At 54.6% G+C, this 23,852-nt stretch carries 16 protein-coding genes; 13 read left to right on the top strand and 3 right to left on the bottom strand.

What is annotated here, in order from left to right; all coding sequences use genetic code 11:
- The first annotated feature begins 408 nt into the window (after nt 1-408).
- From SH528x_RS08930 to SH528x_RS08900, 7 genes are all read left to right on the top strand, one after another.
- The gene (locus SH528x_RS08930) at nt 409-2,040 is read left to right on the top strand and encodes a hypothetical protein (protein WP_442510178.1); all 1,632 of its coding nucleotides are present in this window, start codon (nt 409-411) and stop codon (nt 2,038-2,040) included.
- A 209-nt stretch (nt 2,041-2,249) separates the two neighbouring features.
- Nucleotides 2,250-3,317, top strand: coding sequence for a hypothetical protein (locus SH528x_RS08925; protein ID WP_442510177.1), 1,068 nt, complete (start codon nt 2,250-2,252; stop codon nt 3,315-3,317).
- Between the two features lie 121 nt (nt 3,318-3,438).
- Nucleotides 3,439-4,185: a sugar phosphate isomerase/epimerase family protein gene (locus SH528x_RS08920; RefSeq protein ID WP_442510176.1), complete on the top strand. Its 747-nt coding sequence runs from the start codon at nt 3,439-3,441 to the stop codon at nt 4,183-4,185.
- A 158-nt stretch (nt 4,186-4,343) separates the two neighbouring features.
- The gene (locus SH528x_RS08915; protein ID WP_442510175.1) at nt 4,344-5,876 is read left to right on the top strand and encodes a sulfatase-like hydrolase/transferase; all 1,533 of its coding nucleotides are present in this window, start codon (nt 4,344-4,346) and stop codon (nt 5,874-5,876) included.
- A 256-nt stretch (nt 5,877-6,132) separates the two neighbouring features.
- Nucleotides 6,133-6,864: a hypothetical protein gene (locus SH528x_RS08910; protein WP_442510174.1), complete on the top strand. Its 732-nt coding sequence runs from the start codon at nt 6,133-6,135 to the stop codon at nt 6,862-6,864.
- A complete protein-coding gene (locus SH528x_RS08905; RefSeq protein ID WP_442510173.1) occupies nt 6,861-8,624 on the top strand; it encodes a hypothetical protein in 1,764 nt (587 codons plus the stop codon). Before SH528x_RS08910 ends, SH528x_RS08905 begins: the two co-directional genes overlap by 4 nt.
- Before the next feature lie 1,061 nt (nt 8,625-9,685).
- Entirely contained in the window at nt 9,686-9,967 is a 282-nt protein-coding gene (locus SH528x_RS08900; protein ID WP_442510172.1) for a hypothetical protein, read from the top strand.
- A gap of 369 nt (nt 9,968-10,336) precedes the next feature.
- Here the strand turns inward: SH528x_RS08900 and SH528x_RS08895 are convergent, their stop codons facing one another.
- A complete protein-coding gene (locus tag SH528x_RS08895) occupies nt 10,337-11,230 on the bottom strand; it encodes an SMC-Scp complex subunit ScpB (RefSeq protein WP_442510171.1) in 894 nt (297 codons plus the stop codon).
- Between the two features lie 66 nt (nt 11,231-11,296).
- Nucleotides 11,297-13,522, bottom strand: a complete 2,226-nt coding sequence (locus SH528x_RS08890; protein ID WP_442512101.1) for a serine/threonine protein kinase — start codon at nt 13,520-13,522, stop codon at nt 11,297-11,299.
- 90 nt (nt 13,523-13,612) lie between these two features.
- On the opposite strand from SH528x_RS08890, the gene SH528x_RS08885 reads away from it, so the two are divergent.
- Together SH528x_RS08885 and SH528x_RS08880 are read left to right on the top strand one after the other, a co-directional pair.
- Entirely contained in the window at nt 13,613-15,016 is a 1,404-nt protein-coding gene (locus SH528x_RS08885; protein WP_442510170.1) for an amidohydrolase family protein, read from the top strand.
- Nucleotides 15,013-16,101 (top strand): SAM-dependent methyltransferase, encoded by a 1,089-nt coding sequence (locus SH528x_RS08880; RefSeq protein ID WP_442510169.1) that lies wholly within the window; start codon nt 15,013-15,015, stop codon nt 16,099-16,101. Before SH528x_RS08885 ends, SH528x_RS08880 begins: the two co-directional genes overlap by 4 nt.
- A 171-nt stretch (nt 16,102-16,272) precedes the next feature.
- On the opposite strand, the gene SH528x_RS08875 is transcribed toward SH528x_RS08880, so the two are convergent.
- Nucleotides 16,273-17,961, bottom strand: coding sequence for a sigma-70 family RNA polymerase sigma factor (locus SH528x_RS08875; protein ID WP_442510168.1), 1,689 nt, complete (start codon nt 17,959-17,961; stop codon nt 16,273-16,275).
- Between the two features lie 1,018 nt (nt 17,962-18,979).
- Between SH528x_RS08875 and SH528x_RS08870 the strand changes: the two genes are divergently transcribed.
- From SH528x_RS08870 to SH528x_RS08855, 4 genes are all read left to right on the top strand, one after another.
- A complete protein-coding gene (locus SH528x_RS08870) occupies nt 18,980-20,473 on the top strand; it encodes a hypothetical protein (RefSeq protein WP_442510167.1) in 1,494 nt (497 codons plus the stop codon).
- A gap of 75 nt (nt 20,474-20,548) precedes the next feature.
- Nucleotides 20,549-21,553 carry a hypothetical protein gene (locus tag SH528x_RS08865; RefSeq protein WP_442510166.1) on the top strand — a complete coding sequence of 335 codons (1,005 nt, stop codon included), beginning with the start codon at nt 20,549-20,551 and terminating at the stop codon, nt 21,551-21,553.
- Between the two features lie 185 nt (nt 21,554-21,738).
- Nucleotides 21,739-22,929, top strand: a complete 1,191-nt coding sequence (gene obgE, locus SH528x_RS08860; RefSeq protein WP_442510165.1) for a GTPase ObgE — start codon at nt 21,739-21,741, stop codon at nt 22,927-22,929.
- A complete protein-coding gene (locus SH528x_RS08855) occupies nt 22,926-23,747 on the top strand; it encodes a type III pantothenate kinase (RefSeq protein WP_442510164.1) in 822 nt (273 codons plus the stop codon). Before obgE ends, SH528x_RS08855 begins: the two co-directional genes overlap by 4 nt.
- Nucleotides 23,748-23,852: the final 105 nt, after the last annotated feature.

The raw sequence follows: 23,852 nt of genomic DNA, 5'->3' as shown, positions 1-23,852 counted from the left end.
ATTTAATCGAAATGTAAACCGTAGTAGTGAGCCGTGGGCCGTAAGGCACCGGGTAATGAGTGGAACCCGGCCGCTCACGCGTCACGGCTCACTAAATCAACAGCCCGCAAGCCGCCCGGTCTAATTCGAACGTTTTTATTTGCTGCTGCCGGACGGCACGCGGCGCCGACGCTGCGATCGTAGATGGCATTGGGCTCGCAGTGTGCCGCTGCGAATGTGAATATTTTGGGCTGCCGCCCGAACTTCGGAAGCAAATGGAGTCGAATCTGCTATCGCGATCCCAGCAAAATAACGGCGACCCACGCGAATTGAGCGGATTCGGAGGATAGAATGAGAGGACGGGCTTCGATCCAATACGTCCCTTCCGAATCCCTCTTTACGCCCCCCGGCCCACGCTCAGTGTGTTCAATGCCCTTATCTCTAATTTGCCCTCGCTGTAGCAAGCCGGTATCGGTTCCCGATAGTTCGGCAGGACTGCGAGTTTCTTGCCCTCATTGCGCTCAGGCGTTTCTGGCGCCGGGACTGAGCGCGACGGCATCCGACGATGCCGATGATTGGTTGACTTTGGACACCGATCCCGTCCCCACAAACAAGCCGTCAACGCTTGAAACCGCGGAACTCAGCCCTCCTTTGCCCTCCTCCGCCCGTCCATCGTCCGACGCGTTGCCGCGTCCGTCGGCTGCTGGCGGAACATCCCCGAAACCCGCGCCGAGCGGGAAATCGCAGCCACCTCGATCGGTCTCGCCCGAGGAAGACGCACTGCTAGCCGAGTTCACTTCCGAATTGGATGAATTTACCTCTGCGATCGAATCGGTGCCTAAGCCAAAGGCCGGGGGAAATGGGAGCGGTGATTCTTACGGGCTTCGCCCGCCTTTATCAAAACCACCCGTCGGAACGCCTCGCCCAGTACCAGTACCGGTACCGTCCGGTGGCGACGATGAAGTGATCGAACTTGGCGACGAGAATATCGTTGACGACGAGATGGACCTCGCAGCAGAACTAGGAACAAAAAAGACGCCTGTCGAATATGCCACCGAATACCGCGTGCAATGTCTGACCTGCGGATCACAGCGAATGGTCCAGGCTAGCCAAGCGGGAAAGACGATCACGTGCAACGATTGCCATTCGCCCATTCGTGTTCGCCAGCCGCCACGCGTGCCCAAAAAAGTCGTGATCGACATTGAAAACGCCGCGACGTTTGCGTTCGAGGCTTCCCAGGTTTCGTCGTCCGATCGACGATCCGATCCCTACCGTAAATCAGCGCAACAGTTACTTGACGAGGCATCGCGAGTCGAAGCGACCGTCCAAAAATATGACGAAGACATTCCCAGCATCAGCGGATGGTTGACCAGTATCTTCGGCATCTTTCGCGACGTCGGGGTGCTCGCACACTGGGTAGCGCTATCTCTTGTCGCATCCGTGCCAGCGATCGTTGTCTTGGCGTCAGAGGTTCGTGTTCTACAGATTGCCTTGGTCCCCGCAGGAATCGTGTTCGGGGTGGTGGTTGTCAGCTGTGGCTACGCGATATTGCAATCCATTGCCAACGGGGAAGACAAGGTCAGTGAGTGGCCTGTGTTTGATCCGATGGGTTGGCTTGAAAACCTAATCGTCGTGTTTTCAGCCGCGGGGTTCGCGATTATCCCTGTCTACGGCGTCGCCCAGTTTGTGTTCGGCCAATCCTTGATTACAGCCGCGCTCACGATGTTGTCGTTGTACACGTTTTTTCCTTTTGTGTTGTTGTCGATGCTGGATGCTAACAGTCCGCTGACGCCGTTTTCCGCCGAGGTCGCACGTAGCGTGACGCGAGCTCAAGAGGCATGGGGCGGCCTTTATTTCACTGCGGCCATTATGTTTTTCGCACTTTTCTTGACCTATGCCGTCTCCTCCACAATGCCTTCTCCGGTTGCCGCAGTCGGTGGCATCTTTTTGACTGTTGCGATGGCGTTTGTTTACTTTGCAATGATTGGCCGGTTGGCGTTTGCGATTGGTCAAGAAGTGAGTGAACCGCCCAAGAGCAAGACAAAAGACGAAGAAAAGTAACTCGGCTTCGCGAACCCATTGCGAAAACGAAACGAACAGAGTTAAGCAGTTAGGCAGGAGTCTTTCAGTAAATTGGCCGTTTTGGCGCTAGCCACGGTTGCGGCGCTGAACCGGGGCTAGCGCCCAAACGGCTAACGGGATATCACCCAATGATTCCTGCCTAACTGCTTAGTCAAAACCAATACAAGTTTGAGTGCGAATATTTACTGATGCCAAAGATGGCCCCCTACCCTAACGGCGATACGGAACCGGTGGCGACCGAGTTGCCCCACGCGTCGGTGCCGATTGGCAAGGTATTTGGCCGACGGTTGGCATTGTCCTATTGGGTGCTGTTTGCCACCGCCGCGATCGCGGGAGTGATCGCCATCTTGGGAACCGGAGCGGGAAACCGCGACCTCACCCTCGCATCCCTGCTCGCCGTCGCAGTGTGGATCGCGGGTTGGAGCATCCAAGCAGTAATCTACGCGGCGTTCGCGATTCGCCGCGACGTGGTGCTTTCATTTAGTTTGGTTGGTGTTGGATGGCATCAATCCGCAATGTCGGCCAAGCGAACGACCGCGGCTGCACTGACCACGCTCGTGACTCTCGTTGTCATTGGAGCTGTGCTGATTGCGTTGGCGAAGTCGTCTGGCGGTGGTGCCGCGGCTAACGCCGAGATCGGATTTTTTGCGATTCCAGGATTTGGAGCTACACCGTCGGATTCGATGCTGAACTTTTCCGGCTGGCTTTTCTGGCTCCAAGCGGTGGGGCAGCTGTACCCATTGCGGATGACCTTGGGAAGACATTTGATTGCATCCTTGATCGTGCTGGTGGGACCCAAGCTAACTCAGTCGGCCGCAGCTATCTTGTTGCACCGCATGCTGCTTGGCGTCAGCATCCTGATGATCGGCGTCGCGATTGCAACGCTGCGTTTCGATAATCCTTTGATCTTGCCACGCTGGCCCTTTTTCATGTTGCTAGCATTTGCATTGGCACGATCGGCGAGCGTGGGCAGATCCAGACAATTAATCGATTCGCTTTCGGAGTCCGATGAGGCAGAGATTGACGACGAGGAACTGCAGCCAACGTCTGGGTTGAGCGATAGCATTCGAGGATGGTTTGCACGACGACGCGTCAAACGGGCATTTCAACGTGAGCATAGCGAAGCGGTGGATGCCGCTAAACTCGATTCGATCCTTGAACGACTGCATGAGCATGGTCCCGATTCGCTCAGCCACGAAGATCGCGTGATTTTGAAGCGAGTCAGCGAATCACTCAAGAAACACCGCAATTCTTAGAAGCATCGCTCCCTGGCGGCGAACGGGGTTTTGCTGAACCACGTTTTCTAGGTAAGCTGTGAAAAACGAAAATACAACGCGTTAAATCGCTCTTGATAGAACAACGGGATAGGATGCTCTTATGATTGTCGCTGCTTCAACTGAATGTTGGCCTGAGATGGAATTGCGTGAAGCGATCGAAGTACTTCAAGATTTGGAGTTCACTGCAGTCGAAATCTCGCTTCACGAATCGGGAAAAATCAAACCCAGCGAGCTGGTGACCGATGTCGATCGGGCGGCTCAGATTTTGCGAAGCTCGCATCGCATGGACATTTCGGGATACAGCGTCCAGCTCGCATCAACCGGCGAACAGCACTACGCCGATTTTAAAGAAATTTGCCGTATCGCCAAAGCGACCAAGGTCGTCAACATCACGGTTCCTTCGGCCGAACTCGGGACACCGTTCAACGAAGAAGTCGAACATCTGCAGAAGCTCGTCAAGGTTGCAGAAACCGAAGGCGTCCGGGTGGCGGTCCGCTGCCAATTGGGTTGCCTGAGCGAAGACCCCGATACGCTGATGGTGTTGTGCAACAACGTCGACGGACTTGGCGTGACATTTGACCCCAGCGTTTATATCGCGGGCAAAGCGAACACGAAGAACGTGGACAAGATTCTGAAGTTTGTCTGCAATGTGCATCTTCGCGACACTCGTCCCGATGCTTTCCAAGTTAGCGTCGGCCAAGGCGAGGTCGACTATGGCAAGCTCGTCACACAGTTGGAACGCGAGAAGTACGACCGAGCCCTGACCGTACACATGTCACCGATCGAGGGGCTCGATCATCGCGTCGAACTAAGAAAGCTCCGCCGCTTGCTTGAAACATTGGTTTAGTCGCAGATTATTCCGTAGCGAAAGTCGCGAAGACTTTTGTTGTCCGTAGCGGAAGTCGTCAAGACTTTCGGGACTACAACCCTCGCATGGCGTGAACAAAAATCCTTCCGCCCGAGCTTGTCTCGGCGGAGGAAATCAAGTTGCCGACACAGCGTTGCATGACAAACTCAATACCGTGCTCTTACGAGTTTCGCGATTCCTGCCATCACCAAGGCAACTTTTCGGTAGAGAGCGGCACTTCTGCAAAGCACGCGACCACTGCCACATGTCGCCGCGTCTTATTTCGCCAAGCGACCCGGCTTTTGTGCTGGCTAAGTATGTTGATCGGGTGTTGCTGCCAGTTGAATGTGCTGTCTGCAGCAGAGCGTCCGAATGTGGTGATGATTCTCGCTGACGATCAGTCGTATCGCGATTTCGGCTTTATGGGCAATGCGATTGTGCACACGCCGCATCTGGATCGATTGGCTGCGAGTTCAGCACGTTACGTCAACGGCTATGTCCCCATGAGCGTCTGTCGGCCATCGTTGGCGACTCTGCTGACCGGCCTTTATCCCCATCAGCACGGCATTCATTTCAATCATCCACCGCCGGGGCTGCGTGCGATGCAGGCGATGTCGGCGGCAGAGTACCACGCGACACGGGCAACCAGCGATTATCTGATTCAGCAAGTGCCGACGCTGCCTCGAATTCTCTCTCAGCACGGTTACGCATGTTTGCAAACGGGCAAGCACTGGGAGGGTGATTACCGAACCGCCGGTTTTACGGATGGGATGACACTCGGTCGCCCCGCCGATCGGCTCGGCCCCATCACGGGCACTCGCGAACAATCCGGCGGCGAGTGGGTCGCTCATGGCAACGGTGACGCTGGCTTGATCATCGGTCGCGAAACGATGCAACCGATTTATGACTTCGTCGATGAGCATGCCGGAAGGCAACCCTTTTTCGTGTGGTACGCACCGTTCCTGCCTCACTCTCCCTACGACGCGCCGGACCGATTCCGGCGGTTGTACGATGGGAAGGATGTGGCGGAGCATCTTTTGCCCTACTATGCCGAGATTGCGAGATTCGACGAGACAATCGGAGCGCTGCTGGATCATTTGCGGAAAAAGGATTTGCTGAGCAATACGCTTGTGGTATTTGCTTCGGACAATGGTCTCCGGCCTCACCGGCAGCGGCATGAACAGCAAGATGCTAGGTCCAAGCTTTCGCAGTACGAGGACGGTCTTCGGACACCCATTCTGATTCGCTGGGACGGCCACGTTCCGCCGTCGGAGTATCAACCGCTTGTTCGCACCGTCGACCTGGTGCCAACGGTGCTGTCGGCAGTTGGTCTGTCCGCCGAGGTGACTCCACGCATGCGTGGCTTGGATTTGATGCCGACTGCAATCGCTGGAAAGTCGCCGCCGGAACGTCCCGCCTTTGGCGCCATTTACCCCAATGATGCTGTTGCGTTTGGCCAGCCCTCGCGACACGTTCGCGGACGCTGGGTACGAGAAGGCGATTTCAAATTGGTGGTTCCCGGCCCGGCGACTCCCGCTTTGCCACGGGCTTTGTTCAACCTCGCCAGCGACCCCGAGGAGAGATCGAATCTGGCCGCCGATCCCGCTCAGGCGGACCGCATCACAGCACTGAACATTCTGCTGGACCAATGGTGGTCCGCCACAGACGACGCCGATGTCACGCAACGTTAATGGCCCCTCCCGTGCAGTAATGACTGTTAGACTAGAGTGACAGTTTGTGACGGGCATGTCCTGCAATTGACGAGTCCTTAGTCACCGCTTGATTTTTGGGTAGCGGAACTCGTCAAGAGTTTCGGATCGCCTGGTAAATACAACGAAAGTCTTGACGACTTCCGCTACGACCAACCCAGATTCTTAGCTGTGACAATGCACTAGAAGTAGTCTTACATCCGCAAATTTAGAATCACCTCGCTTTCTTGGAATTTATTTGTTCGCTACGAGCTCACGACCGATTCGGCTCACTCGCATCGCGTTGTCGATTGCGGCGGTTATCGGTGTGGGGTGCTCGATTCATTACAACCAAAAGCTTGCGCGGCTACGCCAAGCTCATTCGGAGCTGCGAGAGCAGGTCGGATTCTTGGAGGTCGAAGACCCAACGAAGGTTGCGATTTCGTATGTCCCCTATTCCGACGAGAGCATTCCGCCGGGTGTGACTCAGGCGTACGTGTGGCGGTATCGCATGCATATCCCTGCGAACTATGGTCCATGCTATCGCACGCAGCGAGGACTCGTGAAGGCGGACTCTCCGCAGGGCCGAGGCGGTTCGGGTAGCAGTTGGTCTAGCTCGAGTCCAGAACCCAAGGAAGTGCTTGCGACAATGGCTCTGATCCAGAGCGACGGTAAATGGATATTCTGCCGCAGCGCCCAAGGCAGTTCGAGTACATCAAACATGCCCGATGAATTTGATATCGATTCACTCGACGATCTCGTCATCGAAACGCCAGTGTCGGCCGAAGATGCCACATGCACCTTTGAAACGGACGAGGCGATCTGTTTGATGCGAGTGCGTGAAAAGGACCTCGCCAAGAAACGAAACGGCGAGACAGAAAAAGACTTGTACCGAGGTTTTGCTGTTTACCTTTTCAGCTCGCAACACAAAGACGCTTTTTCGGCTTGGGCCAGTGGGAAGGCCGAGTCGATGCAGGAGGCCAAACCATGAGCGAATTCCCTCCCCACATATTACCGCAATCTACGCCAGATTCCGTCAATGATTCGATGGCAACGGATACGAGTTCGCGGAGGAAACGCCGTTGGATTCGGTTCGGATTATTGGAGCTACTACTGTTGACAGCCGTGGTTGCGGCCTGGCTGCCCGTCATTTTTGCCCGACCTCAGATTCCGGTGCTTGAGTCGGAGATCGAGACGATGCGGTTCGCGACATCGCAGTTGATCATTCACGACGAACAGAAGCTGAACGCTCGCTCATTGCCGAGCATTTGGAACAACATCAGCAGTTGGAAATACAGCGTTGCCCCGGACGCAGACTTGGAATTAAGGTTGGCGACCGAGTTCATCAATGAGGTTGGATTTCCGGCGGACTACCAATCCGTTGCGTTGCCGGAGGGGGAACATTCCATACACCTGAAGTGCACCAAGGATGCAGAGGGACACCACTCTGAGGTGTTCATCGATGACGAGCTTGTTTTGCAACGACATCATCCAGACGCTTGGTTAAAGTCCCAAGGCAGTTCCAGTACGGGCGAGGTTTCACATCAATCTGCAGCCTATGCACTGAATGAACCACTGAAGCTAAAAGTACAACGGTTCTCAATTGATCACCCGCTCAAAAAATATGAATCGGTCGACATCCCGGATGAGTATGACAGTAAAGGCAACTACCTCTGGATTTCGTCCGCGACGGATGTGCCACGACCTTCGCCCGCTTTTCACACGCCGCCGAACCGACACGGGCAAGAAGGCACTGGGCATCGCCAGGGGATCAAGGTTTTTCGATCCAACCAAACGGAGTTAATTGGATTGCTTGGCGTCATACCGTCACTGAACTCGACTCTCGGCGATAATCGGCAATACAACCCCTACTGTCCGCTGGGTATTTCGGTTCAGCCCATCCTGATAGACGAACCAAGCCCTGAGATTCTCGACCAACAGATCAACACAATCGTTAGAGTTCCCATTTCATTGCGAGACTCGATCGTCGAGCCTAATGAATACGACGACAGCTACGCTCGCGAATTGATCAGCGAGAACGCAATTGGAAGTGATGGCAAGACGATGCGGATTTTTGCACACTTCAAGCCATTCGCGTCGAGAGCCAAGCCCATCATCGAAATCATTTTCGATGCTTCACATCCCGATCGTGTCGGCTTCCTGCCGCATGCCGCCCCCGGCAGCCCCTCAATGACAGCGTGCCAATTCGTGACGCGGTTTGACGCAAGATTCCTGTGGCGCGAAGTCGAGATGGTCCCCGATGCCGAAAATGCGGAGGACCGGTCGGGCAAACCACTGCGAAAACCGCTCGCGGCACTGTACTCGAAATACCCGAAGATCGATCGTGCGAAACTCTCTGACGGCACGGGGGCCGAAATTGAACCCTTTGCCTGGCAACCGATTTCAGCGGCGAGATTGCCGCGAGCATCCATGCCGGAAAGCGAACTCGAAATGGCTCGATTAAGCCTGACGACCAATGTTGCCGACGCAACGAAACTGACGTATCCCGCAGGCCTAAATCAAAAATGGCAATATGAAGGCGTGGCGAATCGCCAGGTCTGGTGGCTGCCAACTGGCAACACAGAGGACGAAGCCAAAATCTCCGTCGAGATACGAGCCGGATGGGTGTACCCAAACACCCGGCTACCCATTCCTGGCGGCCCCGTGATTCAGAATGTTCGCATCACGGTGCCAATGCCTGCGAAGAACCCCGTTTGGCTAGAGGTTGTCGCCGAGCCGGAAGCCGAATAGGCAACCAATTTGCGTCGAGTCCGAAGTGCAGCTTCGAGCCAACGCTCGCCCGAGTTTCCCCCATTTTTTTACCTTCCATCTTTTAACCTTTCTTGCTCGGTCGTCAGCGTGTGTCTTGTGCAAGCTATGGCATCTCTGCCGCAGGCACCGCCCGAACCGTCGTCGGTCGTGAGTTGCTTGACACGATCGAGCATGAAGTGAGGACAGGTTGAAAAATGGGAGGTTAAAAAATTCGGAAGCACAATCGACATCGTCGAAACATTGCGGAGCCACCATGTTCAAGTCGGGCGTCCGTCTATTAACTGCAGCCCAGTCGCGGTAGCGGCGGCTTCATATAGACCAAGCGTTAGTTTTCAAGCTACTTTTGTGCCGGAGGCTCTTTCTGGGATAGCCTTGGACTTTAGTCCAAGGTTTCAGTTCAGAAATAGGAATCAAATCGCGGAGCGACGTTTTGTGGCGAACGATCGAAACACAAAACGTCCCGTTGGGACTCGACTGATATTGACGCAAATTCCTCGGACTAAAGTCCGAGGCTACCGGAAATTGTCGCTCCGCGACAGCAAAAATCGCAACTTCATAATGCGTGAGTATGGAGTGTCGTTGCCCTCGATGAACACCCGCCCCTGTAGCGGCGGAATCAAACTCTCGAACGCAACGCGATGGTTTCAACGAAGTTCGAGTAGGGCCGGTTCCCACCGGCCGTCCTTAGGAAATGTCACGAATTAACTTCCCGATTTGTACGACGGACTTCCTAGTCCGTCGCTGAATTTCGACGGACAAGGATGTCCGTCATACGGAAGTTATTTCGGGACTGTTACTTAGCGGCTCGATGGAGTCGGCCGGTAGGAACCGGCCCTACGCTTCAATAGACGACAATTAATTCTCGCTCGATCCCAATCGTACAATTTGCGTTTTGTCGCTGGGACGACTCGGAGAGTCATCCTACGCTGTACAGCTCTATCCAACACCTGGCGCCAAGCAATATTTGGTAGAGTTTGTGAAGCTGCGACCTAACGTATTCGCAGAACACCAAACTGAAAACCAATCGAGCAAAGTAACTCATGCAATCACATCACCCTATCACGCCAGTCGCGAAGACGTTCGGCCACACACTTACGCTGCCACGAATCGCGGCGAGTCTCGTGATCGTCGCTCTCACCGTCTTTGCCACACCGTCGTTTGCCAACGAACCGGAGTCGGAGAAGCTGATCTGCTGCGGTGCGGCGCAAGTCTTTATCGTCGACGCAAGCGATCCGACCAAGCAACTCTGGTCGTGGAACGCCAGTGATTCTCCTTCGATCCCCGAAGACTTTCGCGTGAAGTTCCGATCCACCTGCTCATGACGATACACATTTGTTCGTCACGACCAATACTCAAGTCCTGAGATTCAATATGACAAACGGCACATTTGGCGTCGCAGAGGGATTCGGCGATCAAATGAAAATCAAATCAGTCGACCTGCATCCCGTGACCAAACGTATCGTATTTTATCGAACGCTCCCCGATCAGTGGTGGAGTCACACAATCCGCTTTGACGACGCTCCTGCTGTCTTGCTGAATGAGCAGAGACTGTACAAAATCCGTTGGGATGTTCCAACGGACCGCCCAAAGCAATCATTTTGTCTATTTTCTAAGCTCCCATCTTTTAACCTGATTGGACTCGTTCCGGGTTTGGCCGAAACTCTTGGCGAGTTTCGCACCCTGCAAAAATCTTAAGTTACGCCGCGGAGGCCTTCTTCGACTTGAGGGAGATCATCGAGCGATTCGAGTTCAAATAGCGTCAAGAATCGCTCGGTCGGGTAGTAATGCGGGATCGCTCGGCCGCCCTCTTCGGGGATCTTCCGTTCAATACTCAGCAGTTGACGACGAACCAATTGGTTCAGTAGCGGACCGCATTCCCGGCCACGCTGGTCTTGAACTTTTTGGGCCGAAATGCCGGGCTGGTACACCACTAAGGCCAAAACTTCGATCGCAGCTTGGGCTAGCTTGGCTTCGCGGATCTTGCCCAAAAAGGATCGCTTCACCTTCTCGACTTCCGGTGAGATCGTCATCCGGTAACCCTGGTCGTCGCGAATGATTCGCAGAGCTTGATCTGCGTCCCGATAGGACTGGTTCAGCTTTTCGATCAACTCGACGACTTCTTCTGGCGTGACCTCACGCATCAGGGCCGCAAGTCGTTGCTCGGTGATCAGTTTGTTTTCAGGGTGCCCGATAAACAGGGCGCCTTCGATGATCGCTTCGGGCGTCACCAATTCGTCTTCTTCGGCGTCCGCTTCTTCTTCGAACGAGTCTTCTAGAACATCGGCGGATGATTCGTTCGCAGCCTCGTCGTCGTCCTCGCTGGGAGCAAAGGCTTCGGGATCATGTTTGGCTGCGGCCCGGGCATAGGCAGCGCCGAGATCATCGAGCGATAGTTCTTCGGCATCATCGATCCAAGGCTCGTCACTCGGTAGCGCCGCGTCGTCATTAACCTGCGCCACTTCATCATTGGGCTGGGGCACCTGTTCGCCGACAACGCTGTTTTCTTGGTCGTTGTCCTGTGCAGCGGCTTGCGGCGGAGCATCGTCGTCCGCTGGCTCGTCGACATCCTTGTTGGAATCAGCCATTTTCTTTCCTGGTGGGAATCTTTCGAGGTTTCTCGTTTGCAGCGAGTGAGAACATTGTGCTGAAGCTCAAACTGCGATGGTTTCAGTCATTCCAGTTCGATCGCTGGTGTCTTTGTCTGGCACGCTTTCCGAAGCGACCCTGGATTCGCCAGTGCGTTGCACGAAGATCCACAATACGACGGTCACGAGCAAGATCGATGCGATCGCTGCGGCTCCTTCGGTCAACAACACCGAACGCATTTGCCCCACCGGGGCCATGACAGTCGAAAGCCGGTACTGTACCAGCACCAATAAATCGGTTGTTTCTTTTGAAAACTCACCCTCTTGGTCCAGTCCAAGACCATCAGGATTCGGTAATTCCACCGCTTGCATAGCGACGATCCAATCGCCGGAATAGGGCTTGCCGTCGACGCAGTTTGAAACAGGATCGCGATAGTCGACGTCGCCGCCTTCCATGATGCGATCGATCAATTTCGAGTCGACTTGGAACTTTTCACCGGCTAATGTTTTGCCGGATTCACGCCGCATATCCATCAGTGGATGCTGCAGTACGGTGCCTCGCATCGGCCCTTCGCGTGCTTCGATCAGTACTGCGATTTGATTGGCGCCCTGTTCACTTTGCAGCAATTGAAAATCACCGAGATTAATTGTGGCTACAAACACCGCATCGGGGCGAGTGTGGTCGTCGGTGAAATAGATGGGCGTACTGACTGCGATTTTCCACATTCCGGTTGCAGTACTTTGAAATGCGGCTGAGAGATGAGTTCGCTGCAGCGGCGCGATCGTTTCACGAGGCGTCTTAGGGTCCAGGTCGTTGCGTCCGCCGTGGAAATAGCCACGGTAAGCAAAGTTGCGTCCCGCACTATTTTGCGATCGTGCGACGGTTTCATCGTAGACAATCCCAATGATCGTGCCGTACGCATCAGTAATAAACATCGTGGCAAATCGCGGCCGGCGTGATGTCTGTGACGGATTATCATATCGCTGCAAACGTTCGCGCAGCCAATGATCAATCCTCAACCGCGGCTCGGCATCGAGCATCGCTTCGCGAGCCGCCACCTTTTCTGCTTCGCTGCTGCGTGAGGATCCGATGATCTTGCGCAATGATTCCATCTCAGGGTGATTGAACGATTCCTGCAGCAGTTGGCGAAGTTCCTGGCCGCGAGTTTCGGTACGTGCGGCTTGAAAGTAGCGTTCGATCTCGCTTTCAAGCGTGCGAGCCGCAAACTTGGCAGCCAACTGGTTACTGCCAAAGGCTTCTTGGCGAAGCGCCTTGACCGTACTCTGGCTGGCATGCTCGACACTACGTGCGGCGAAGATTCCGGTTGCCAGCAGAACCAGCAGCGGGCCGACGATGCCAAGTAACATTAGCGGTCGTCGTGCGTGCGCTCGATCGCGGCGGTTTAGATCCTGGAGGATCTGTTGCACGTTTTCGTAGCGATCGGCTGGATTAGGTGCGAGACAACGGTTGACGATCCGGGCCAACATGCGGTCCACGCCACGCACCAAGAAATGGCCGTTGGGAGGATCACTCTTTTGGATCGCATCGCGATAACGCTCAAGACGCTTCGGAAGCGAGCCTGCCGTATCAATCTCGCCGATGATCGTCGCGTCTCGATAAGGGGGGGCTCCGGTGAGCAATCGGTACAGAATTGCTCCCGCCGCGTACACATCCCAACTTGCATCGGGGCTGGAATTCAGATCCGCTTGCTCGGGAGCCATGTAAAACAGCGTCCCCAACGCCGGCGTCTGGTCGTGCGACATCCGGCTTTGTCCAAAGTCCGCCAAGCGAGGCTCGTTGTCGTCACTGAGCAACACGTTGGCCGGTTTCAGGTCACAGTGCAGCACCCCTTTGCCGTGGCAATGATTTAGCCCCACCACGATCTTGCGGAACATGTCGACCGCTTCGGTTACGGGCATTTGGTGGTTATGTTCAAGGAAGTCTTCGAGCGATCCGCCCGTGACCAATTCCATCACATAATAGGGTGGAACCGCGTCCCAGCCGACTTCGAGCACTTGAACGACGTGACGATCCGCGGACAGCTGGACCAAGTTCTTGACTTCGCGGCTGAGCAGTGACCAATTGACACCGCCGCGATGGAGATAGAATTTCACCGCCACGCTGCGTCCGGTGTTCAGATCGAGCCCGACCCAAACTTGGCCGAAAGCACCGGCACCCAGAAATTTTTGCAGCCGATAGCCGGGAACTTCCGCGGGGGGCGTAGTCGCCTCTAACGAAAGTTTTTTGCTTACCGATTGGCCGCCTGCCGTTTGGTACTCCGTTCGATCCATGTTCACCCGCGTTTACCAACCAATGACATTCAATGACCCAAGACGATGATGGTTAATTCAAACGACGTTATTGTACCGGAGAATGCTGGAATGACTGCCGCCCAAACGAGCCACAGCCCCAAGAACTCGACAATCATCCACACTTTGCGTCCCACATTTTTAAACGCTTGGGCAATTCGAAACGCCCCCGCCAATCCGACGGGTCAGCGACGTGATATGAAACAATTACTGTGGCTTTGTTGCATCGCAATCGCCCTATCGTCATTGACGATCGCGAGCGGTCAAACGCCCGAATCCGCCGCGTCGCCTGAGTCGGTCCAGTCCACCGAGGCATCGCCCCCCCCGATCGATCCGCTGGATGGCCGCGACGGACGTGAACTTTTGTTGAGGAATTTTCGCCCCAATAGCAAGCTTCGCGTCGCCTCACATCCACGGACGCATGCCGCGTTTCCGGTCGTCGATGTGCATACACATCTCTATTACAAGTTGCGGGGAAATTCGCAGGCGATTGAGGATTTTGTCCAAGTGATGGATCGCAATCAGATCGCCGTGTGTGTCTCGTTGGACGGCAAGCTAGGCAACCAGCTCGACGCTCACATGAAAGAGCTATGGACCGATTATCGTGACCGTTTCATCATTTTTGCCAACATCGATTGGCAAGGTGACGGGGCAGCCGATGATCCGGCCAGCTGGGATTGCCACCGTCGCGGTTTCGCCGAGCGGACCAGCGAAAAACTGCGTGATGCGGTGAACAAGGGCGTCAGCGGGCTGAAAATCTTTAAACGATTTGGCCTCGGCTATAAAAATCCCGATGGATCGCTGATCAAGATTGACGATCCCCGCTGGGATCCGATTTGGCAGACGTGTGGCGAGCTGGGGATTCCCGTGATCATTCACACCGCCGACCCCGCCGCCTTCTTTGATCCCATCGACGAGACGAACGAACGTTGGGAAGAACTCAGCCGTCATCCTGATTGGAGCTTTTACGGAGACGAGTTCCCGTCGCGTGAATCGCTGCTGGCGGATCGCAACCGTGTGATCGCCCGTCACCCTAAAACTCAATTCATCGGTGCTCACATTGCAAACAACTCCGAGGACTTAGCCACGGTCGGCCATTGGTTGAACACCTATCCCAATCTTTGGATCGAGCCGGCGTCACGGATCAACGAGTTGGGACGTCAACCGTACACCGCACGTGAATTTATCATTCGCTACGCCGATCGCATCATGTTTGGGACCGATGGCCCTTGGCCCGAGACCAGGATTCGCTACTACTGGCGATTCTTTGAAACGCGAGACGAGAACTTTCCCTACAGCGAAAAAGTGCCTCCCCCGCAAGGCATGTGGACGATTGACGGAATTGATCTGCCAGACGAAGTGCTGAAGAAAATCTACTATGAAAACGCAGCGAAACTGATCCCCGGAGTCGCAGAGCGGCTCGAGACGTTTCGCCATAATCCCCCGACAACGAATAACCCCAAAGTCTCGCAGTGAATAAGAAAGATAAGAAAGCGGAGCAAACATCCGGCCCTTCGTTTGCAATGATGTGTTGTGCCTACGGGGCCGAGAAAGCGGTCAAGGCATCGATCGTTTCCGAGGGATGGCGACTTGCATTTTCGCGGCCTGGGTTTGTTACTGCCAAACATGATGATGACCGCACGCCGCCCAAGGGAATCTTTATCCGAACATCGTCTTCGTCGTTGGGACAAGCACGCGGAACCGATGGTGCGACGCAGATTGAAACGCTCCGCGGATTACTCGAAGAGCGTTATCCCGACGAGTTTCGATTTGACCAATTACATCTTTGGCCCAAAGATCGTGCCCCGATCGGTCGATTCGATTTTGAACCGGGGATTGATGAAGTCTCGACAGCGATCGCCGACGAAATCTATACAAAGATTGGGGCGGATTGGATTCGCTCGGATGCCCCCAACCGCGTCGCCCAACCCGGCGAAAAAATCCTCGATATCGTCTTGCTCGACCCGTCGCACTGGTTCATTGGCACGCACGAATCCGATACCTGGCCAACGCGTTGGCCAGGAGGAATCCAGCCAATCGATTTAGCCGAAGAACCGGTCTCGCGCGCTTACTACAAAGCTGCCGAAGCGATTCAGTGGAGTGGTTTTGAAATGCAGCGAGGTGATCTTGCGGTTGAAATTGGGTCGGCGCCCGGTGGTGCCTGCGGACGACTGCTCGAGCTTGGGATGGATGTGATCGGGATCGATCCGGCCGAGATGGATCCGCGAATCGCCGAGCATCCTCATTTTCGCCACATCGTCGCCCGCGCCGACGATCTGCCACGCCGCGAGTTCCGCGGCGCGAAATGGATGCTGGTCGATTCCAGTGTCACACCAAATCAAACCCTGGCGACCGTCGCCAATGTGGTTTGTAATCGCAACAGCAATTTCCGTGGTCTGTTGATCACGCTGAAGCTGGGTGACTATGACGCCGCGGAGCGAATTGAATCATGGCGAAGAAAGGTCGAATCGTGGGGCGCCACCGACATTCAAATTCGGCAACTCGCTCGCAATCGTTGCGAAGTTTGTTTTGCCGTGCGAATGCCGGGACGACGTTCTTAAACGCAGAGGATGTACGTCTTAAAAAAGTAGCCTAGGCTTCCAGCCTGGGTTCGATGTGGTCCCCAGGCTGGAAGCCTAGGCTACGTTTGCAGCGACCCTATGCAACAAAAAACCTCCCGCTGCGATTGATCGCAACGGGAGGTTCTAAGGAATTTCAATTCTGGCGAAGGACTACGAGCCTAGCTCGACGTCGATTTTCGCTTCGTTAGCGGCTTCACGCAATTTCATCAACGCTCGGACTTCGAGTTGGCGAATGCGTTCTTTGGTAACGCCCATTTCATCGCCGACCTCTTTCAGCGTCAACGGTTCGTTGCCACGTCCGAGACCAAAGCGAGCCGTAATGATCTTTTGCTCGCGTTCATCCAATCGATCCAAGATTTTCGACAACTCGCGTTGACGCGATCGCTGTACCGTTTCTTCGGCGTAGGGATCGAGTCGATCATCCTGGCGCGACAGAAACAATTCTTCGGTCGTCGTGCGGAATCGATCGCGATGTTTGAACTCGCTTGGAATCGTGCGAGCAAAGTTCTTCATGATTGCCCATGAAGCGTACGTGCTGAACTTGTTGCCACGTGAGTAGTCAAATTTTTCCACGGCACGAATCAACGACATGTTGCCGTCGCTGATCAAGGCAAAAAAGTCATCACTGCTGGCGACATGACGTTTGGCGATCGAGACGACCAAACGCAAGTTGCTCTGCACAATCTTGTTCTTCACTTTGACTGCGTCTTCGTACAGCGAATCGATTTGGTCCATGACCGCTGTCTTGGACGCACCGGCGGTTTCGAGGCTGTCTCGTAAACGGCTCGCCTTGTGCTTCAAGTAGTTCATTTTGCGGAACAAGTGGTATTCTTGTTCGCGATTCAGTAGTGGGACGTCATACAGAGCGGCCAAATAGCTTGGCAATCCGCTCGGCACACGAACTTTGCGAGATGGCGAGGTAGCTTCGGGAAGCGGAGCCAAATACTCTTGCTCGCGAGCTTCGATCGCACGCGTCGGAGCGTCGAAATCTTCGTTGTACATATAGTCCAACGGCAATTCCATCACGTGTTGCATTCGCATATCCAACAAAATGCGTTGAATACTCGAACGTGTTCGCTTGAATCGTTTGCACAATTGCGACACCGACGAACCTTGCGTCGCCAATTTGAAAATCGCTCGTTTGTCGTCGTCCGTCAACGTCGCACGGTGGTTGGGGAAAATCGCCAATTGTTGGTGATCCGCGTCGAAATTCTTCAGCGTGTAACGAATCGTTTCGGGACTGCGATTCATCTGCTCGGACAATTGACGCGTCACGTCCGACAAACTCGCACCGCCTTCGACTAGTTGGCGAGCTCGTTCGACGATCTCGCTCTTTTCGTCATCACTGAGCTGGCTGAAGCGTTCGCCACGACGAATTTTCTCGCGGTTTTTGGAAATGAAGGCTTCCACACTGCTGTGCAAGAATCCGACGCGTTTGCGTCCGCCGAACAACAACCGGCGGCTGACCAAGCCAGCGTCTCGCCAACGGCTGATCGTTTTGGTGGAAACACTGAACAAGCGGCTGAGGTCGTCCACGGTATGAACGGGTTCACTGAATTCGTTGACCGCGACATCAGCCGAATCGCTGAGGTCTTCGATCAACAAATGAAGATCGTGCTTCAGATCGGCCGCTTCGACGTTATGTCGACTTGCGTTCTCTGGACGATAATTCGTGATCCGGAAACAAAGGTAGTCGAACGAGTACGGCCGGTTGGGCTCGATCTCGCTGCAGAGTTTTTCCGCAAGAGCAGCCTGTTCAACCTTCTTTGCCTTTGGCGCAAATCGAGTGAGCTGATCTCGGAGTTCCTGAATTTTTGCGTCGCGATATTCTTCGTGCATCGCCATTCCCTTCCCAGTGCTATGGTACGTCGTGTCGATTGACTTCCCTGCGACCCCGGCGGATCGCTCGACTTCGTACCGGTGTTGCCCGGGTATCACCCTATCCGTAGGGCAAGATACAGTTTGCTCCGCTTCCGTGATGGCAAAGTGGAAAAAAATTTACCACTTCACCTTCCCTTTGCGAAACCACCAACGACTCCTTGCCATTGGCATTCACTTATAGTACGCGAAAAACGCACAATTCGTGTCACGTTTTGACCCATTAAATCCGATTGATGTTCACTTTTTTCGAAGGTTTAACCAATTTCTCGCTAAACCCCTTCAACTCGTGCCGCTGCACTTCAACAGTCAACCGTCTAACTGACCAACAGAGATGCATAGGAAATTTGGGGCCAAAGCGAATCGATTTGCTCAAAAAATTTCAGAAAAAAGCAGAAACGTATTGCCGTGCAAGGGTTTAGCGACACTGTTGTTGAATACCTGTTTTTGACCCTTGTCCGCCAATAGTCCAGTTCGATTGTAAAAATTTCGAAATGTTTGCAATTCTTGCTCCGTTTCTACCCACGTCGTCTCATTTCGCGACGCGGTTCCCGATTTAGCGACCACGTAATTCTACAGAGGGGGTGCGGTGGTTGTCGACCCGATATCTCCTATTCCGCACCGTCGTTATTGCGTCACGTAGTGCTGGCGATGGTTTGTCGCCAGAGGATCGGGTTGCTAGGAACCGTTGGACGTCCCCATAAACCGGGCCCATAGACCGGGTCGCTATTAGCAGCATTGCACCGTTTCTGAGGATTACACCGGTTTTCTCTTAGCTGTCCCCCTTGGGATGGTCGATCAATGAGAAACAAAGCGGGCGCTACTGCGCGGATTCACAGATGGCCGGGACAAAGTTGTCGCGATGGCTCTCTGATGATCTTATTCACACTGGGCACTTAATAGGTTGGATATGTCACGCCAAATTCTTTCGAACAAACTGACCTGCGAAAGCACTTCAAGTCGGCGGAAGTTCCTGGGAATGAGTTCGGTTCTGCTAGCCGGAGCCGCCGTGTCCTTCAATGCATTGTCGCTCGCGATCGCCGATGCGGAGGAACCTTCGAAAACCAAGTCGGGACAGGTCAGTGAAAGTGCAGTCACCAAGCCTGTGACGCTGGCGGTCAATTCGAAAAGCCAATTGTTCCGTGTCCGCATGGAGCTTGATGTCGAAGGGAATGTCAACGTCCCTGCGAACTCGTTGGTGTCACGCAAAAAGGCGATGGTGGTACCGCTAAAAAGCGAAGCCGTCTTTGATTACGAAGAACGCTATCGACTTCCTAACGACGCTAAGGCCGATTCCTTTGTGACCGCGACGGAACGTTTCTATCACGAAGCGCAAAGCATCAACGAACTCAATGGCCTGAAACGGCACTCGAAACTTCGCAATGACGTCGCGCATGCGATATCGCGTCGTGACACATTGCCCGAAGTTCTGTATTCAACCACCGATTCGCTGACCAATGACGAACTCGGCTTGTTGCGAGTGCCGGTTTCCAGTGTCGCGGTCGACGGACTTCTGCCCAGCGACGCGGTCGTGGTCGGAGATCAATACATCGTTGACACCGAAAGTATGCGGTACCTGTTGAATCTGACTTCGATTGAACAATCCGAAGTCAAAGCCGAAATCGCCACCGTGACCGCCTCGGAAGCGCGGATACAGATTCGCGGCAACGTCGACGGCAGCGTCGAAGGGGTCCCCACCAAGATTCGAGTGGTCGGCAAATTGACGTTTGACCGCAAAGCGAACGTGACGACTTGGTTTGCCATGGCGATTCACGAGACACGTGAAATTGGGATTGCCGAGCCAGGTTTTGACGTCGCTGCCACCATCAAAATGGTCCGGCAGCCACTATCGAAGACGATCAAATTGCCAGCCAAACCGATTGAGATGGACGTCACCGCTGCGATCGCCCCGACGCATTTGTTGGTGGAATTGCAGAGCGATCAAGTCGGGATTTCCACACGGATGGACCGTCGTTGGCGAATGATGAGCGACGCACGCGGGTTGGCGATGATGCGGATGATCGAGAATGATCGCAGCATCGCTCAGTGCGATTTCCGCCGTCTGTCAAAACTCGAGGAAGGCAAGCAGTGGACGATGGAAACGCTGCAACAAGACATCAAAAAAACATTGGGCGAGCAATTGGTTCAATTGGAACTCGCCAATGAAACGGTCAGCGGCGAGGGGCTTCGCGTCATGACCGTGATCGCTCGAGGCGCGGTTCAAGAGGTTCCAATCCGCTGGATTATCCAGCATTTTTCCGACGATTCGGGCCAACGAGCACTAGCGACCTTTACAATGGAAGGTGATTCGTTCGACGCTTTTGGCGACTCACATGTACAATTGAGCGAGACGCTACGGTTCCGCGATCCCAGCGTCGCAGCCGAAGAACACGTCGAAATCGCGACTCAGTCAAAAATCCGAACCAGTCGCGATGGCGACAAGCCGGTCCCCTCGGCAAGCGACCTGCGTTAGAGGCGCAGTCGCCGCGATGCCGGACCCTGCATTCTTATTGCCGTAATTATTCCTCACCACACCGATGGTATGAAAATGTTTTCTCGTCGAGCCATTTTATCCTCTGGGCTTTGCCTCGCCTTTTGCAGCAACACGTTCGCACAAGAGGCGGCGAAGAAAGTGGAGGATGCTGCGAAAGATCCCTCCTCGACCGAGCAGACCAAGTTCGCGCCAGGCGTGGTCACCGTGATCCCGCCTGCTCCCGATCCGGTCGAAACGTTTGACGGACCGCTGACGCTACAGACATTGCTCGACGGGCATCCCGAAATCCTGTGGGGCGGTGATTCGCATCCCGAGGGAACACCTCACTTTGACCCGCGGAGCCGGATGTTGGCCGAAATGGCTCAACAGGTGTTTTTGCGGCGTGAGATCTATTGTTTCGAGTTTGCCTTCAAACCGCTTCGCCAAATCCTGACCGATGTGCCGCGACCGGATGGACGTTTGCAGCGTAAATTGATTTGGTACATGGTCTTCCGCATCCGCTATCTCGGTGGCGATTTGCGTCCTGCTGCGGACGAAATCGGCGGCAGAGATGTCTACGAACGAATCGAGTCCGTCGGTTACGAATCACGCCGCGTCTTTCCGATGCTGGTGCTGAACAACCGCATCACCGGAAAACGTTACCTCGATCGGATCTTGCCGTCGGCGAAAGAAAAGATCGCGATCCGAGAGCAAATCACAGCACCGTTGTACAACACGGTCGAAATTTCTCGCATCAAGGTTCCGCGAACCAGCGACCCTGCGGCGCCTGGAGTTTGGGGGATCGCGACCTGGGAAGATGTCGATCCAAAGCTCGATTACTTCTCGGTCGATGTTTTTGGTCTGACCAACGCCTTTCAACAAGATGGTGAGGGAGCAGACGCTCCGTACCGCAAAAAAGCACTCCAGCTCAACTTCTACCGCCCTGGTGATGCGATCGCTCAGACCGAAGACACGATTCGGTTTGGCGTTCCTGCTTACGAGAAAGCGAAGGAGCAGAAGTACGTTCTTGAGCACTACGGGTTGGACGAGAGACTCGACTATAGCTGGATTTTCAGATAGGATGCGTTTCGGCTGCATTATCGAGTAAAAGCGAGTTTCTTCGCCTGCAGAAGTCTGTCGACTCTGCCCGCAGAATCCCGAAGCACGCTTGGCATCCTGACGCGGCTCGTTTCCACCATCCAACCGCGGCTGACCTTCAATTTCACTGGGGTCAGCCGTTTTCTGTTCTGTAAGAATCCTACAACATGTTCGTTGATCGCGTTCGAATCGAGCTTCACGCCGGCAAAGGTGGTGATGGCTGTATGAGTTTCCGTCGAGAGAAATTCGTTCCTCGCGGTGGTCCCGATGGTGGCGATGGGGGGGATGGAGCCAGTTTGATTCTGGAAGCTCAGGATGGGGTCAACTCGCTCGCCGCCTTCGCAAACCGGCGAATGTATCGCGCCACCAAAGGCCAACCGGGGCAAGGTTCGATGCGAAGTGGCCGTCGCGGCCAAGATCAATATTTGTACGTTCCCCCAGGAACCACGGTGATCGACGCAGAAAACGGGTTCGTCATCAAGGACTTGGCCGAACCTGGCGATCATTTTGTCGTCGCACGAGGCGGCAAAGGCGGACGCGGCAATGCGTCATTCAAAACCAGTACCAACCGCGCCCCGTATGAAAAAACGATGGGTGAGTTAGGCGAATCTCGCGACGTCATCCTCGAGCTGAAATCGATCGCGGACGTCGGGTTGGTCGGAATGCCCAACGCCGGCAAGAGTACGCTGCTGAGCCGCATCACAAGTGCCCGTCCCGAGATCGCGGATTATCCGTTCACCACCAAGCACCCCAATCTTGGCATCGTCGAGATTGGCATTGAACGTTCGTTTGTGTTGGCGGACATTCCCGGATTGATCGAAGGGGCTAGTGAAGGCATCGGACTCGGCCACGAATTTTTGCGTCACATTGAACGAGCGGGGCTGTTAGTCCATCTCGTCGAACCCTCGCCTACCGACGCGACCGATCCCCTTCACAACTACAATGCGATTCGTTCCGAGTTGATTCAGTACGATGCGTCGCTAGCCGAACGTGAAGAGATCGTGGTGGTCAGCAAATCGGAAATGGAAGGCGCCGAAGAGCTACGCCAAACGCTTGCCGAAGCGACTGGCAAACATGTCTACATGATCAGTGCACTCAATGGCGACGGGCTCGAAGAGCTCAAAAACGTGATCATGGATCGTGTGCAAAAGCGACGCAATGCTGCGTTGGCTGCCAAGGCGAGAAAGAATGCTCCGGCGGTCGAGTCCACATCGGATGAGCCCGAAAAACCTCCTCGACGCTTGCCACCTCATTTGGCAGGACCGACGGCATTGATGTCCGACGAAAACCAAGCGACCCACTTTGACCTCGAAGCTTCGCAGGAAAAAGCCAAGTCCAAGTCGGAGGACGCGACGTGAAGCGGTCGGCCGGCGTGATCGCGGTCGATGTGGGCAACACGGCGGTGAAACTATCGCTCCGCAGCAATACGTTGGCTGCGGCATCAACAGCGACCAACGTCGCGGAAGCGGTAAGCCATGATGTGATTCATCATTCTTTTGCCCTTGATCGCTCGCGATGGTGCGAATCAGTTACGGATTGGATTCGCGAACAGGCTCAAAGCAAAGGAGCAGGCGAAGTCTACCAGTGGCGTATCGGCAGTGTGAATCAGCGTGCGTCGGATCAGCTGTGTAAACAAATCGAAAAATCCTTTCCCCAGTCAACGCCGCGTCTGATTTCATTCCGCGACGTACCGATGGAAATTGACGTCGATTCGCCCGAGCAATTGGGGATCGATCGATTGCTGAGTGCATTCGCGGCACGCAATCGCTACGCATCACCGTTGGTTGTGATTGATGCTGGCAGCGCGGTAACGGTCGATTTGGTCAACGCCTCTGGAGCGTTTGTCGGCGGTGCGATCTTGCCGGGGTTAACCCTGCAAACCACCGCACTAACGATGGGCACCGCGGCGCTTCCGACGATCGATTGGATGAGCTCCGACGTTGTCTCGATTCCCGGACGCAATACCGTCGGGGCCATTCGGCTCGGTGTGCTGACAAGCGTCACTGCGTCGATCGACCGCTTGATCGCACACTATTCAGCGGGGCTCAGCGAAGCGGAACAACCACCCGTCGTGATTCTTTGTGGTGGCGATGCCGCAGTGATCTCGCCCCACATTCAGAGCAAACATGTCACCCACGCGTACTTAGTTTGCCAAGGCCTGCTCGATCTTGCCTAGCAAAGTCGCCCAACGTCTCCGACGTCGGCAAGAAGAGTGGGAAGTCGTCGAGCCTGTCCTAGCATCCTCAACAGGCTGGAAGCCTATGCTACGTTTCTCGTAGCG

The organism is Novipirellula methanifontis (assembly GCF_052161655.1).
Classification (GTDB): Bacteria; Planctomycetota; Planctomycetia; order Pirellulales; family Pirellulaceae; genus Novipirellula.
This window is presented reverse-complemented; position numbering and strand designations above follow the sequence as displayed.